The 13,505-nt window shown below is 72.7% G+C and carries 14 protein-coding genes and 1 pseudogene; all 15 read right to left on the reverse strand.

Going from position 1 to position 13,505, the window contains the following annotated elements; translation table 11 throughout:
• Nucleotides 1-260 precede the first annotated feature (260 nt).
• The 15 genes and pseudogenes from ADL22_RS15230 to ADL22_RS15300 all read right to left on the reverse strand — a co-directional run bounded on the left by ADL22_RS15230 (nucleotide 261) and on the right by ADL22_RS15300 (nucleotide 13,504).
• The gene (locus tag ADL22_RS15230) at nucleotides 261-800 is read right to left on the reverse strand and encodes a TetR/AcrR family transcriptional regulator (RefSeq protein ID WP_066978968.1); all 540 of its coding nucleotides are present in this window, start codon (nucleotides 798-800) and stop codon (nucleotides 261-263) included.
• A 327-nt stretch (nucleotides 801-1,127) separates the two neighbouring features.
• A complete protein-coding gene (gene whiG / locus ADL22_RS15235; RefSeq protein ID WP_066978719.1) occupies nucleotides 1,128-1,964 on the reverse strand; it encodes an RNA polymerase sigma factor WhiG in 837 nt (278 codons plus the stop codon).
• A gap of 377 nt (nucleotides 1,965-2,341) precedes the next feature.
• A complete protein-coding gene (gene dprA, locus ADL22_RS15240) occupies nucleotides 2,342-3,709 on the reverse strand; it encodes a DNA-processing protein DprA (RefSeq protein ID WP_234430711.1) in 1,368 nt (455 codons plus the stop codon).
• A gap of 362 nt (nucleotides 3,710-4,071) precedes the next feature.
• A pseudogene (locus tag ADL22_RS15245) lies at nucleotides 4,072-5,676 on the reverse strand (YifB family Mg chelatase-like AAA ATPase); the annotation flags it as partial.
• Nucleotides 5,676-6,107, reverse strand: coding sequence for a YraN family protein (locus ADL22_RS36815; RefSeq protein WP_066978974.1), 432 nt, complete (start codon nucleotides 6,105-6,107; stop codon nucleotides 5,676-5,678). The gene ADL22_RS36815 and the pseudogene ADL22_RS15245, both read right to left, overlap by 1 nt.
• A 518-nt stretch (nucleotides 6,108-6,625) precedes the next feature.
• On the reverse strand, nucleotides 6,626-6,934 hold the full coding sequence (locus ADL22_RS15255; protein WP_003980220.1) for a DUF2469 domain-containing protein: 309 nt from the start codon (nucleotides 6,932-6,934) through the stop codon (nucleotides 6,626-6,628).
• A gap of 38 nt (nucleotides 6,935-6,972) precedes the next feature.
• Complete coding sequence (locus ADL22_RS15260; protein ID WP_066978976.1) at nucleotides 6,973-7,482, reverse strand: NUDIX hydrolase; 510 nt, start codon at nucleotides 7,480-7,482, stop codon at nucleotides 6,973-6,975.
• Nucleotides 7,483-7,546: 64 nt separating this feature from the next.
• A complete protein-coding gene (lepB, locus tag ADL22_RS15265; RefSeq protein ID WP_066978723.1) occupies nucleotides 7,547-8,254 on the reverse strand; it encodes a signal peptidase I in 708 nt (235 codons plus the stop codon).
• Between the two features lie 96 nt (nucleotides 8,255-8,350).
• The gene (gene lepB, locus ADL22_RS15270) at nucleotides 8,351-9,319 is read right to left on the reverse strand and encodes a signal peptidase I (protein ID WP_420711568.1); all 969 of its coding nucleotides are present in this window, start codon (nucleotides 9,317-9,319) and stop codon (nucleotides 8,351-8,353) included.
• Nucleotides 9,252-10,334, reverse strand: coding sequence for a signal peptidase I (gene lepB / locus ADL22_RS15275; RefSeq protein WP_066978726.1), 1,083 nt, complete (start codon nucleotides 10,332-10,334; stop codon nucleotides 9,252-9,254). Before lepB (ADL22_RS15275) ends, lepB (ADL22_RS15270) begins: the two co-directional genes overlap by 68 nt.
• On the reverse strand, nucleotides 10,327-11,091 hold the full coding sequence (gene lepB, locus ADL22_RS15280) for a signal peptidase I (protein WP_066978729.1): 765 nt from the start codon (nucleotides 11,089-11,091) through the stop codon (nucleotides 10,327-10,329). The genes lepB (ADL22_RS15275) and lepB (ADL22_RS15280) overlap by 8 nt, the downstream gene beginning before the upstream one ends.
• 96 nt (nucleotides 11,092-11,187) lie before the next feature.
• On the reverse strand, nucleotides 11,188-11,535 hold the full coding sequence (gene rplS, locus ADL22_RS15285) for a 50S ribosomal protein L19 (RefSeq protein WP_066978731.1): 348 nt from the start codon (nucleotides 11,533-11,535) through the stop codon (nucleotides 11,188-11,190).
• Between the two features lie 137 nt (nucleotides 11,536-11,672).
• Nucleotides 11,673-12,482: a tRNA (guanosine(37)-N1)-methyltransferase TrmD gene (trmD, locus tag ADL22_RS15290; RefSeq protein WP_066978735.1), complete on the reverse strand. Its 810-nt coding sequence runs from the start codon at nucleotides 12,480-12,482 to the stop codon at nucleotides 11,673-11,675.
• Entirely contained in the window at nucleotides 12,482-13,027 is a 546-nt protein-coding gene (gene rimM, locus ADL22_RS15295; protein ID WP_066978737.1) for a ribosome maturation factor RimM, read from the reverse strand. Before rimM ends, trmD begins: the two co-directional genes overlap by 1 nt.
• A 237-nt stretch (nucleotides 13,028-13,264) precedes the next feature.
• Complete coding sequence (locus tag ADL22_RS15300) at nucleotides 13,265-13,504, reverse strand: RNA-binding protein (protein ID WP_066978740.1); 240 nt, start codon at nucleotides 13,502-13,504, stop codon at nucleotides 13,265-13,267.
• Between the last annotated feature and the right edge of the window lies 1 nt (nucleotide 13,505).

Raw genomic sequence — 13,505 nt, forward strand, 5'->3', positions numbered from 1 at the left:
GCCACGCCGGTGCGGCGGGGGAGGGAGGGGCGGGGGACCTGGACGGCGCAGCGAGAGGACGGGAGCCTAGGTGCGCAGCAAGAGCACGGAAGGCGCGCAGCTGACCGTCTCGTGCCGCGACCGTCCCCTCTCGTGCCGCCACCGCCCCCATGCCGCCCTGCCGTATCGGCACCGCCTGCGCATTCGTACCGCCTGGTGCCGCGGCGCATCCGTACGGCGCCCTCGCGGCGCCACGCCGGCTTGCCTCTCGCGCCCCGGCGTCAGCCCCGTACGCCCCTGAGGGCCATGGCCACCGCTGCTTCGGTGATTTCTTCCGGGTTTTCGGCGGCGCCCAGTTCGATGCGGCGGACGGCCGCGTCGACAACGCCCTGGAGGAGCATCGCGGCGAGCCGGGGCTGCGCGTGGCCGAGGTCGGCCAGCGCCTCGACGATCATGGCGATCAGGCCGCCGTGGGCCGCGCGGATCTTCTCCCTGGCGCCGGCGTCCAGTTCGCCCGCGGAGATGGCCACGACGGCGCGGTGCCTACGGTCGCCGACCAGGGCGAGCTGGCGGCGCACATACGCCTCGATCTTGGCCTCCGGCGTTTCGGCGCCCTCCATCGCCGCCTCGACCTCCGCGGCCCAGACGGGGAAGTCAACGGCACACAGTTCTTCGACGACGGCCGCGCGGGAGCGGAAGTACTCGTACACGGAGGAGCGCGCGAGTCCCGTGCGCTCGGCGAGGGCAGGGAAGGTCAGGGCCTCCGTTCCGCCCTCGGACAGCAAGGAGCGGGCGGCGTCCAAAAGGGCGCCGCGTTGCATCGTCCGGTGCTCGGCCACCGAGGCCGCTCGAATCCTGGGCACGTCACCACTTTACGGATGGCGTCCTCGCCGCGGCACTCCGCATCGCGACATGAGTGGGGCGTTGGGTCACTCAGCGGGGCCGGGCAGCGGGGCTGCCGCGGATGTCGCCGCTCGCCCGGAAGGAGACTTCGGTCCGGGCCGGCCGCATCCGCGCCGGCCCGGTCAGCGGCGCCGATCCCCTCAGACGCCCATCCACCGCTCCCCTCCCCCGCGACGGCCGCACCCCAAGCACCGCCCAGGGCCCCGTAGCCCCGACCGCGGCACCGCCCCCGCAAGCCGCCCACCTCACCGTCCGACGTCTGCCAGCTTGGCGCGGAGCTGGAGGACCGACTTGGTGTGGATCTGGCTGACCCGGCTCTCGGTGACGCCGAGTACGTTGCCGATCTCGGCGAGGGTGAGGCCCTCGTAGTAGTAGAGGGTGACCACGGTCTTCTCGCGGTCGGGCAGGGTGTTGATGGCGCGGGCCAGCAGGCGCCGCAGCTCGCGGTCCTCGGCGATCTCGACGGGGTTCTCCGCGGCGGTGTCCTCCAGGGTGTCCATCAGGCTGAGGCGTTCACCGCCCTCGCCGCCGACGTGCAGGAGTTCCTCCAGGGCGACGACATTCGCCAGGGACAGCTGGCTGAAGACGCCGTGGAGTTCTTCCAGCGGGATGCCCATTTCGCCGGCGACCTCGGCCTCGGTCGGGGTGCGGCGGAGTTGCGCTTCGAGGGTGGCGTAGGCGCGTTCCACGGCGCGGGCCTTCTGGCGTACGGAGCGCGGGATCCAGTCCAGGGCGCGCAGTTCGTCGATCATCGCGCCCCGGATACGGGTGATGGCGTAGGTCTCGAATTTGATGGAGCGTTCGGGTTCGAACTTCTCGATGGCGTCGATCAGTCCGAAGACTCCGGAGGAGACGAAGTCGGCCTGCTCCACGTTGGGCGGCAGTCCGACGCTGACGCGGCCGGCGACGTATTTGACCAGCGGTGAGTAGTGCAGGATCAGCTGTTCCCGCAGGCGTCCGTCGCCTGACGCCTTGTAGGAGCGCCACAGCTCGTCGAGCGAGGTGGGCGGGGCGGGGCGCACGCTGCCGCGCGCGGCGGGTGGTACTGCCGCGCGGTCAGACCCGGAGGTGTGCTGGGGCATTCGTCGCCTTGAGCCGTTCTGCCGAGACGGGGGTGGGTGGACGGGGAGGTGTGAACTGTCGTGAGCGTAGCGTGACCGGGGCGTCGCGGTGTGCGAGGAAAGGGGGGTTGATGGTACGCAGATACGTTCCGCTGCCCGCACCCCAGGGTTATCCGGCGCGACACACCAGCACCTGGAACGGGTGGCGCCGGGGGCGCGTGCGCCGCGCGTGCGCCCCCGGGGGGCTGTGCGGGCGGACGCCGTGACGCGGCGGGCGGCAAGCGGTGCGGACGCCGCGCCGCGCCTCCGGTGCCCCGTGGGCCGGCCGCCCGCACCGAAGCACGGCAAACCTGGATTCTGCGGTCATTCCCCTCACCCTTTCACCCGTTCGCGCCAGGTCAAGTACCGCCTCGCCGGGAACCTTCGGTCGAGTGGACACGTCGCACCAACTCCCAGCGCTCACCGCACCTTTGAACGAATCCGAGGGTCTGCAGCTCGATGAGTTTGCTCTGGGTGAGGTCGCGGGGCGTGCCCGACTCCCTGGCCAGTTGGGCGGTGTCCGCGCCGCCGCGGGCGGGCAGCGCTTCGAGTACGCGCAGGGCGACCGGGTCGAGCAGATCGCGGGCGAGGGTGGGGCCGCGGCGCTCGGGGGCGAGGTCGCCGATACTGCCGACGAGTTCGATGACCTCGTCGGCGTCGGTGACCACCGTGGCCTCGCCGCGCAGGAGTTGGTGCACTCCGGCGGAGAGTCCGCTGGTGACGGGTCCGGGGGTGCCCATGGTGAAGCGCCCGAGGGTCAGTGCGCGGCGGGCGGTGACGAGGGAGCCGCTGCGGAGTTCGGCCTCCACGACGACGGTGCCCCGGGTGAGGGCGGCGATGACGCGGTTGCGCTGGATGAAGCGGCTCCGGGTGGGGTGGTCGTCCGGGGGCAACTCGGCCACGACCAGGCCCTGTTCGGCGATGCGGTCGATCAACTCGGTGTGGCCGCGCGGGTAGGGGTGGTTGACGCCGGAGGCGAGCACCGCGATGGTCGGGCCGTGCGCGGCGAGCGCTCCTCTGTGGGCCGCGCCGTCGACGCCGTAGGCGGCGCCGGAGACGACCGTCCAGCCGCGTTCGGCGAGGCCGGCGCCGAGGGTGGTGGCGAGGTGGGCGCCGTAGTCGGTGCAGGCGCGGGCGCCGACCACCGCGACCGAGCGGAGTGCCCAGATCCGCAGGTTGGCCGCGCCGCGTACCCACAGGCCGATGGGGCGCGCGTCGCCGAGGTCGTCCAGTTGGCCCGGCCATTCCTCGTCGCCGGGGCAGATGAAGCGGCCACCGAGTGCGGCGACGGCGGCGAGGTCGGCGCCGGGGCGAGCCCGTCCGGCGCGCAGCCGGAGCCCGGCGACTTTGGCCAAGCCGGCGCCGGGAGGTGGCGGTGCCTCGTCGTCGGCGAGGGCGTGCCACAGGGCTACCGGGCCCATCTCGCGGAGCCAGCGGCCCGCCGTTTCGTCTCCTGGTTCCAGGATGCGGGTGAGGGCGGCGCGGGCGGCGCGCTGGGGGTCGTAGGGTCCGGGCGTCGTGGGTGACGGGCGGGGCAGGCGTGACAGGCGGGGAGGCGGGGCAGTTCCGTCCGGTTGGGCGGCAGGTGTGCCGCGGGCGGCGGAAGGGCCTCCGGTTCCGGCCGTCCGGGGCGCAGGTGCGTCTTCCGGCGTGGATTGCGGTGTCGTACCCGGTGGCGGGTCGGGCGTCGGTTCGGTGAGGAAGCCCCATTCGTCGAGGGTGTTCATCGGTCGCCTCGGTGGTCTGCGGGGTGGGCGGGGGGCGTGGGCGGGTGGGGTTCCGGGGATTTCAGTGGTCCCGGTGGCTTGTGGAGGCGGTCGCCCGGGGCCGGTACTCCGTGCGTACCGTCGTCGGCGGGCGGTAGTCCCGGTTCGGCTCCCGGCCGTGTCGGCGCTCCGCCTTCGGTCGTGCGGGTGCGTTCCGTAGGTGCCGTGGACGGGGTGCCGGACTTCGGGCGGCGGCTTCGGGCCCCGGGGAGCGCGATCAGGCGCGCTCCGGTCGCAGCTCCGGTGTCGGCCCCGGCCCCGGGCCCCGGTCCGGCGCCGGTCCCAGGCGCAAGCGCCGATCCCGTTCCGGCCCCGGCTCCCGTCCCAGTCGCGGACGTCACCGTTCCGCGCCGTACTCCGGTGCGGAGTTCGAGGGCCCAGTTGACGTCCTCCCGGGTCGGGCGGTCGCGGCCGGCGAGGTCGGCGGCGGTCCAGGCGACGCGGAGGACGCGGTCCAGGCCGCGGGCGGTGAGCAGGCCGCATTCCAGGTCGCGTTCGGCCCGGTCCAGGGCGCCGGGGTGGACGGGCCAGCGGGTGCGGAGTTCGTGGCCCGGTACTTCGCTGTTGGTCTGCCAGGGGGTGCCGGCGAAGCGTGCCGCGGCGCGTTCGCGGGCGGCGCGGACCCGTTCGGCGACGGTGGCGGTGGATTCGGCACCGTGGCCGTGGGCGAGGAGTTCGGAGCGGGCGACCGGTTCGACGGCGATCCGCAGGTCGACCCGGTCCATCAGGGGTCCGGAGAGGCGGGCGCGGTAGCGGCGGATCGAGGAGGGCCGGCATTCGCAGCCGCCGGCGGTGGTGCCGTGGCGTCCGCAGGGGCAGGGGTTGGCCGCGAGGGCGAGCAGGAAGCGGGCGGGCATCCGCAGCATGCCGCCGGCGCGGGCGACGACGACATGGCCGGATTCGAGCGGCTGGCGGAGGGCGTCCAGGACACGCGGGCTGCATTCGGCGGCCTCGTCGACGAAAAGGACGCCGTGGTGCGCCAGGGACACGGCTCCGGGCCGCGGCAGTCCGGTGCCGCCGCCGACGAGGGAGGCCATGGTCGCGGAGTGGTGCGGTGCGCAGTAGGGCGGGCGGTGGACGAGCGGCTGTCCCGGTGGGAGGGTGCCGGCGACCGAGTGGACGGCGGTGACCTCCAGGGATTCCTTCGGTGTGAGCGGTGGCAGCAGTCCGGGGAGGCGTTCGGCGAGCATGGTCTTGCCGGCGCCGGGCGGGCCCTTGAAGAAGATGTGGTGGCGGCCGGCGGCGGCCACTTCAAGGGCGCGGCGGGCGGTGTACTGGCCCGCGACGTCGGCGAGGTCGGGGACGTGGTCGCCGGGTGGGAGGCCCGCGGTGACGCCGGTGCCGGGCATGGCGAGTCCGGAGAGCAGCGGGTCGGGGCGGCCTTCTTCGCCCGGGACCTCTTCATCGGGGACCGGTTCGTCGGCGAGGACGGCGATGAGCTGCCGCAGGCTGCGGACGCCGAGGACGGAGACGCCGGGGACGAGGGAGGCTTCGGCGACGGTCTGTTCCGGCACGACGACCTGGCGGTATCCGGCGTCCGCGGCGGCGAGGACGGCGGGGAGCACACCGCGGACGGGCCGGACGCGGCCGTCGAGACCCAGCTCGCCGATCATCATCAGGTCGGTGAGTTCTCGGGGGTCGAGCCGTTCGGCGGCGCCGAGGACCGCGCAGGCCACGGCGAGGTCGAATCCGCTGCCGCTCTTGGGGACGGAGGCGGGGCTGAGGCCGACGGTGAGCTTCTTCTGCGGCCATTCGGCGCCTGAGTTGACCACGGCGGCGCGGACCCGGTCCCTGGATTCGACCAGGCTCTTGTCGGGCAGTCCGACGAGGGTGAAGGCGGCGACGCCTGGTTCGAGGTCGGCCTGGACCTCGACGACGACGCCTTCGACGCCTACCAGGGCGACGGAGCAGGTGCGGGCGAATCCCATCACGCCACCCCCCGGACGTGTTCGACCACGGGGGCGCCGCGGGCCGGGAGCAGGACGCCGATCACGTCGATGCGGACGCCGCCGGGCGGTGGGCCGCCGTGCCGTTCCAGCCAGCGCTCGGCGAGCAGCCGCAGCCGGGCGGTCTTCCCGGGCCGGACGGCGGACATGGGGTGTTCGTACCAGCCGGCGCGCCGGGTCTTGACCTCGCAGACGACCAGGGCGTCTCCGTCCGCGGCGACGATGTCGATCTCTCCGTAGCGGCAGCGCCAGTTGCGGTCGAGGATCCGCATCCCGGCGTCGGTGAGGCACCGGGCCGCGAGGTCCTCGCCGTAGCGGCCGAGGGCGCTGCGGGAGGTACGGGGCGGGGCGGGACGGGCGGGGGCGGGACGAGCCGTGGTGCGACGGGCGGGCGTGGGACGGGCCGGGGTCAGTCGGTCCGGCGCTGCCCGGCGCCCGGTCTTCCCGACCGACCCGGTTCCAGCCGACCCGGTCCCGGCCGATCCGGTCCCGACCGACCCGGTCCCATCCGACCCGGTCCCTGCCGATCCGTGCCCAGCCGATCCGGTCCCGGCCAACCCGGCCCCGACCGACCCGGCCGCAGCCCCTGTACCCACGGCCTGTGCCGCGACCAGCGCCGCGGCCCCTGTCGAGGTCTCCTTGAACTTCCCTGCTGACGCGTGCGTGCTCGTGTGCGCGGCCTGGCGGCCGGTGTGCGTGGCGTTCATGCGGTACCACCTCCGGCACCGACTGTGACGCCTCCGCGCAGAACTATTGGATCTTGGTGGATAACTCCGGGGCTGTGGATAACTCCGTCACCCGCCCGGGTGACACGCCCCGCTCACTCGCAAGACAAAGCACGCCAACCGGGGCGAAACACCCCCGCCACGGCGGCGCGCAGCCGGGGAGAAACGATCCCTCCCCAGCCGGCCCGCCCTCAGCCGTCCCGGTCTCAGCTCCCCGGGAGATCCAGATCGCTCTTGTTGAGCTCTTCGATGTTCACGTCCTTGAACGTCAGGACGCGCACCTGCTTGACGAACCGGGCCGGCCGGTACATGTCCCAGACCCAGGCGTCGGCCATCGAGACCTCGAAGAAGACCTCACCCTGGACGGAGTGCACCTGCATTTCGTAGTCGTTGGTGAGGTAGAAGCGACGCTCGGTCTCGATCACATATTTGAACAGCCCGACGACGTCGCGGTACTCCCGGTAGAGCTTCAGCTCCATCTCGGTCTCGTACTTTTCGAGGTCCTCGGCGCTCATGGCAGATCCCCTTCAGCCGTGCGTCTCCCCATTGTGCGTCAGACCCGCTCGGTCTCCAGGAGCACCGGCGCACTCGGGGGCCCTTCGTCGAGCAGTGTGCGCAGCAGCTCGGCGAGTCTGGTCGGATACACCGTCTCATGCGCCGCCGACAGTTCCTCCGATGTCCACCACCTCAGTCCCGAGACGCTGCGTCGTTCCAGGTCGGTGTGGCCGGCGGTGTCGGTGGTGGTCCGGTCGGTCCGGGCCAGGAAGTACCACTCGTCCTGTTCCCAGCGTCGCCCGTCGAACGGGAAGGCGCACCGGCGTTTCCACAGGACGGGGCCGAGGGTGGCCCCGGTGATCCCGGTCTCCTCGGCGAGCTCGCGCAGGGCCGCCTGCTCGCGGGTCTCGCTGCCCTCCAGGCCGCCACCGGGGGTGAACCACCAGGTCTCGGACGGGCGGGCCGGTTCGTAGCCGTGCAGCAGCAGAATCCGGTCGTCCGGATCGAGCAGCACCACCCGGGACACCTGCCGCACCGGAGCCGAAGCCGGATCCGCGCCGGAAACCAGCCCCGCCTGCCCCTCCTGGCCGGCCGCACCGGAAGCCGGCCGCGCCCCGGCCCCCCGCTCCCCGTCACCCACGCCCGCGCCCCTTCCTCCGCGCCAGCGGCCCGTACGCCGCTCCCCCCAGGATGAGCACCGCCCCGGCCACGATGGCCAGGACGATCGGCTGGAGCGGTCCGGGCCGCGAGACGCCGCCGGGGAAGGCCGCGAAGCTCTGCGGGCGCTCCATCATGCCGGCGCTGCCGAGCGGCCAGGCGCGGGCGTCGACCCGGGCGTCGACGGCGCTGCGCGGCACCGCGCCGTGGTCGCCGTCGGTGAGGTGGACGCGGGAGTCCATGGAGTCGTTGCGGTGGTCGCCGAGGAGGAAGAGCTGGCCGGTGGGGACAACGGCCCGGAAGCCGATGGGCGAGGCGGGGCCGCCACCCTGGAGATACGGTTCCTCGACCGGGGTGCCGTTGACGGTCAGCAGCCCCTTCTTGGTGCAGCAGGCGACGTGGTCGCCGCCGACGCCGACGACCCGCTTGACCATCGGGAGGTCGCCCCAGGTGCTGTCCTTGAAGACGACGATGTCGCCGCGGTGTATCTCGGAACCGTTCACCTTCTCGGCCAGGACCCGGGCGCCGGGGGCGATGGTGGGTGACATGGAGTCGGTCGGCACGGTGTACGGGCGGTAGATCAGCGCTCCCCAGACGAAGCCGCCGAGGAAGAGCACACAGCCGACGGCCACGGCCAGACCGGACAGCACACCGCCCGTGGTCCGGCCGCGGCCGTCCGTCATACCTTGCGCACCGCTGTGCGTTCCGGTGCCCCTGCTGCTCATCCCAGCGCTCCCGCCCCGCGGGACGGGCCCGCGTCGAAGATCCGGGACGGCACCTTACCTGGGGTTACGCTTCCCGGTCAGCCTCCGGCGCCAGATCACCAGCGGCACCGCGCCGACCAGGCCCAGTGCGGCCGGAGCCACGCCCATTGCCTTGTTGATCCCGGGCTGGTCGAAGGTGTCCGGTACGGGCAGCGTCGACCAGCGGTTGATGGGCCAGGCGATGGTGAAGGCGCGGCCGACAACCTCGTCCTCGGAGACCGTGCCGTTGCCGGGGAGGTTCTGGTGGTAGCGGGAGTCCAGGGAGTCGTCGCGGTGGTCGCCCATCACCCAGATCCGGCCCTTGGGGACGTGGATCGGGCCGAACGGGCGGTCGCCGCACGGGGTGGCGCCCGGGTAGACGTAGGAGTCTTCCTTCAGGGCCTTGCCGTTGACCTTGACCGGGCCGGTGCCCTGGCATTCGACGGTGTCCCCGCCGACCGCGATGACCCGCTTGATCAGGTCCTTCTCCTCCGCCGAGGGCATCAGGCCGATGAAGCTGAGGACCTTCTGGACGGGGTTGGGCTGCGGGGTGGGCGTTTCGTTGAGCCAGCCGCCCGGGTCGTGGAAGACGACGACCTCGCCGCGCTCCGGCTTGGCGCCGAACCACGGCGTGAGCTTGTCCACCAGGACGCGGTCCCCACGCTGGAGGGTGTCCTGCATGGAGTCGGACGGGATGGAGAACGCCTGCACCAGGAACGTCTTGATCAGCAGGGCGAGGAGCAGGGCGATGCCGATGAGGATCGGCAGCTCCTTCCAGAAGGCGCGCGGCTTCTTGCCTTTGGTCACGCTGCCGCTCGCCTCCTCGTCGGCCGCTGCGTCCGACTGCTCCGATGGACCGGTGCGCGGCCGGTCCGCGGCGGACCGGCCTGGCTGTGCCTGTGGCTGATGCGCGGAGTTCGCCGCCCGCGGCGCGGACTCACCGCTTCCCGCCGGCTCTTCGGGCTCTTCGGTTCCGGACCGTGCGCCGACCGCCAAGTCCCCCACATCTGCTCCTCACTCCGCGCTCTCGCCCGCCCGTCAACCGGTGCAGGCCCACCACTCCCATAACGAGCGGGAGTTCCGCAGGGGTCGGGAGTACGGCCAAACTCTCGGGTGACACCCTATGCGCTGCCCCCGCCGCCGACGCCCTGGCGCCCGGCGCGTCGTGCACCGCGGCGAAGGTGTCGGGCTCCTCCAGGAAGCGCCAGTGGCCCAGCGGCCAGGCGATGACCACGGCCCGGCCGACGACGCTGTCCTCCGAGACCGTGCCACGGTACGGCTGGTCGAGGTGGTAGCGCGAGTCCGCCGAGTTGGACCGGTGGTCGCCCATCACGAAGAGCCGCCCGGTGGGCACGTTCACCGTGAACGCCAGCTGCGAGGGCGGGTTGCCGGGGTGGACGTACGGCTCGGTGAGCGGGGTGCCGTTGACGGTGATCCGGCCCTGCTTGTCGCAGCAGCGGACGGTGTCGCCGCCGACCGCGACCACGCGCTTGATCAGGTCCTGCTCGTCGGCGGACGGCAGCAGCCCGATGAAGGTCATGAAGTCCTTGAACGGCCCGGGGTCGCCGGTGGACTGCTTCTGCTCTCCCTTGAGCCAGCCGCCGGGGTCCTTGAAGACGACCACGTCGCCGCGGTGCGGGGTGGCGCCGAACCACGGGGTGAGCTTGTCGACCAGCACGCGGTCGCCGATCCTGATCGTCTGCTCCATGGAGCCGGACGGGATGACGAACGCCTGCACCAGGAACGTCTTCAGGACCAGCGCGATGGCCAGCGCCACCCCGATGAGGATCGGGATCTCCTTGAGGTAGGAGCGGCGTCTGCGGCTCTTGACGCGCTTGGCCTGGCGGCGCCGCTCGGCCCGGCCGCCGGTCGCCGCGCCGGGCTCCGGCGGGCCCTCGGAGCCGGCCGTTCCGCCCGTCCCGCCGCCGTGGTGCGTACCGCCGTGGTAGCTCCCGTCTCCCGCCGGGGCCGGTTCCGGGGTGTTCTCGTACCCGTGCCGGGGACGTCCGCGGCTACCCATGGGGGCCTGCCGGGGCCGGTATACGGGCGAAGGCCCCGGGGGTGGGAACGGTGCTCCAGCGGCTGAACGGCCAGGTGATCAGGTCCGCGCGGCCGATGACCTTGTCCACGGGGACGGTGCCGCCGCCCGGTTCGCCGAGGTGGTCGCGGGAGTCGCTGGACCGGGCCCGGTGGTCGCCCATGACCCACAGGCGGTCCGGCGGCACCACGATGTCGAAGGGCACGTCGGAGGGGGCGTCGCCCGGATGGAGATAGCCCTCGGTCACCGGCTCACCGTTCACGTCGATCCGCCCCCGTTTGTCGCAGCAGGTCACATGGTCCCCGCCGACGCCGATGACGCGCTTGACGTAGTCGGTGTCGTCGGACCGGGCCAGGCCCAGCGCCGCGCCGGCCTTGCGCAGCAGTCCCGTGACGGGATTCTCCCCCTGCTCCCTGTGAACGAACGACCCGGTGCCGTCGAAGACGATGACGTCACCGCGGTGCGGGGTGCCGCCGAAGCGGTACGCGAGCTTGTTCACCAGGATCCGGTCGCCGACCCGCAGGGTGTTCTCCATGGAGGTGCTGGGGATCAGGAACGGCTGCGCGACGAAGGTGCTGAGCAGGAAGAGGAACGCCAGGCACAGGGCGAGGAGAGCGACCGGCCGGTGGCGCAGCCGCCCGGCCAGGGTCCGGAAACGCGCGGAGCGCGACCGCCGCTCCGGTCCCCGGTCGGGGTCGGGAGTGGGGTCGCGCTCCGTGAGAGTTGCGTCGGTGTCCATCGGGCCCAGAGCCTATCCGGCCGGGCCCGGACGCCTGGCGCGAGCGTGGCCTCGCGGTGCACCGGGGCGGGACGGCCCGGCCCGGTGCGGCGCGGCTCAGCGCTCGCGCTTCTCCTTGATCTTGGCGGCCTTGCCGCGCAGCTCGCGGAGGTAGTACAGCTTGGCGCGGCGGACGTCACCGCGGGTGACGACCTCGATCTTCTCGACGATCGGGGTGTGCACCGGGAAGGTGCGCTCGACGCCGACCGAGAAGCTGACCTTGCGGACCGTGAAGGTCTCGCGGACGCCGGAACCCTGGCGGCGGATCACCACGCCCTTGAACTGCTGCACACGGGAGCGGTTGCCCTCGATGACGCGCACGTGGACGTTGATGGTGTCACCGGGGCGGAAGGCCGGGATGTCGCTGCGCAGCGACGCGGAGTCGACGGTGTCGAGAAGGTGCATGACCTACTGCTTTCTTCGCTGATGCCACAGGTCATCAGCGGAATCATCGGGAAGAGGATGGTCCGGCTGCCGCTCCGCCGGGCGGGCGTCGTTCCCCCTGTGGCAGGGGCGCACGCGGGGGCGCGGACAGCAGCGGCCTATTCTTCCACGTCCCCGCTCGTCCGCCCAAATCGGCCGTCCTCGCCCGGTGCCCAGCCCAGGATGGACAGCGTCTCCCGGTCCTTCTTGTCGAAGGCCGCGGGGTTGGCGCGTTCGAGCAGGTCGGGGCGGTTGCGGGCGGTGCGGGCGAACGCCTGGTCGCGGCGCCAGCGGGCGATTTTGCCGTGGTGGCCGCTGAGCAGCACCTCGGGGATGGTGCGGCCGCGCCACTCCGGGGGCTTGGTGTAGACGGGGCCCTCCAGGAGGTCCGCCATCGGGCCGGGGGCGAAGGAGTCGTCCTGGTGGGAGGCGGCGTTGCCGAGGACGCCGGGCAGGAGCCGGGCGATCGCCTCGACCATGACGAGGACCGGGGCCTCGCCGCCGGCCAGGACGTAGTCGCCGATGGAGACCTCGCGGACGTCCAGGCGGTCGCCGTACTCCTCGATGACGCGGCGGTCGATGCCCTCGTAGCGGGCCGGGGTGAAGACCAGCCAGGGCTTGGCGGAGAGTTCCACGGCGAGCTGCTGGGTGAACGGGACGCCGCTGGGGGTGGGGACGACGAGGACCGGCGCGCCCTCGCCGGACGCCAGGACGTCGTCCAGCGCCTCGCCCCACGGCTCGGGCTTCATGACCATGCCGGGGCCGCCGCCGTAGGGGGTGTCGTCGACCGTGTGGTGCTTGTCGTGGGTCCATTCCCGCAGGTCGTGGACGCGTACGTCGAGCTGTCCGCGGGCCCGGGCCTTGCCGACGAGGGAGACGTTGAGCGGTTCGAGGTACTCGGGGAAGATCGTGACGATGTCGAGCCGCATCAGCTGTCCTCGCGGCCGGAGGCGATCTCGGCCTCGCTGTCGTCCAGGAGGCCGGGCGGCGGCACGATGATCGCGCGCTGCTCGGCCAGGTCGATCTCCGGGACGATCTCGCTGACGAACGGGATCAGCACCTCGCCGCCGCCGGGCCGGGCGACGACCAGGAGGTCCTGGTAGGGCAGGTGGGAGATCTCGGTGACGCGGCCCACGGCCGTGCCGTCGCGGGTGACCACCTCGAGGTCGATCAGCTGGTGGTCGTAGAACTCCTCGGGGTCCTCGGGGAGTTCCTCGGGGTCGACCTCGGCGATCAGGAGGGTGTTGCGCAGCGCCTCGGCGGCGGTGCGGTCCGTGACGCCGTCGAAGCGCAGCAGCAGCCGGCCGCTGTGGACCCGGCCGGTGGCGATGGTCAGCGGGCCGGCGGACGGCGGGTCGGTGGCGAGGACGGCGCCCGGGGCGAGCCGGAGTTCCGGTTCGTCGGTGCGCACCTCGACGGTGACCTCGCCCTTGATGCCGTGGGCGCGGCCGATCCGGGCGACTACCAGCTGCACGTTGTGCTCCCCTTTTTGCGGCTAAGCCGCCGCCGCTTTCGCGGAGGTGGTTGCGGAACGCGGGGGTTCCTCAATTGATGGTGGCGGTGGGTGGTGGGTCGGGTGGTGGTGGGTCCCATGGACGGTGAGGGTGGGACCCGGGCCGGGTGGTGGTGTGCTGCTTCCAGGCTCACATACGAGCTCGGGCCGGGGACGGCCCGAAGGCCCTCCCCGGCCCGAGCCGGTGTTCAACGTGGATCAGCGCACTTGGTCGACGTCGACGAGGTCGACGCGGATCCCCCGGCCGCCGATCGCGCCGACGACGGTCCGCAGGGCGCGGGCGGTGCGGCCGTTGCGGCCGATCACCTTGCCGAGGTCTTCGGGGTGGACCCGGACCTCCAGCACGCGCCCGCGGCGCAGGGTGCGCGAGGCTACCTGCACGTCGTCGGGGTTGTCGACGATGCCCTTGACGAGGTGCTCAAGGGCCTCCTCAAGCACG

It is taken from the genome of Streptomyces sp. NRRL F-4489 (assembly GCF_001509485.1).
Taxonomy (GTDB): Bacteria; Actinomycetota; Actinomycetes; order Streptomycetales; family Streptomycetaceae; genus Streptomyces.

Bases quoted from the DNA above. Each gene is read 5' to 3' on its own strand.
- ADL22_RS15230 (WP_066978968.1), bottom strand. From the start codon at position 800: ATGCAACGCGGCGCCCTTTTGGACGCCGCCCGCTCCTTGCTGTCCGAG.
- whiG (WP_066978719.1), bottom strand. From the start codon at position 1,964: ATGCCCCAGCACACCTCCGGGTCTGACCGCGCGGCAGTACCACCCGCC.
- dprA (WP_234430711.1), bottom strand. From the start codon at position 3,709: ATGAACACCCTCGACGAATGGGGCTTCCTCACCGAACCGACGCCCGAC.
- ADL22_RS15255 (WP_003980220.1), bottom strand. From the start codon at position 6,934: ATGAGCGCCGAGGACCTCGAAAAGTACGAGACCGAGATGGAGCTGAAG.
- lepB (WP_066978723.1), bottom strand. From the start codon at position 8,254: ATGACGGACGGCCGCGGCCGGACCACGGGCGGTGTGCTGTCCGGTCTG.
- lepB (WP_066978726.1), bottom strand. From the start codon at position 10,334: ATGGGTAGCCGCGGACGTCCCCGGCACGGGTACGAGAACACCCCGGAA.
- lepB (WP_066978729.1), bottom strand. From the start codon at position 11,091: ATGGACACCGACGCAACTCTCACGGAGCGCGACCCCACTCCCGACCCC.
- rplS (WP_066978731.1), bottom strand. From the start codon at position 11,535: ATGCACCTTCTCGACACCGTCGACTCCGCGTCGCTGCGCAGCGACATC.
- trmD (WP_066978735.1), bottom strand. From the start codon at position 12,482: ATGCGGCTCGACATCGTCACGATCTTCCCCGAGTACCTCGAACCGCTC.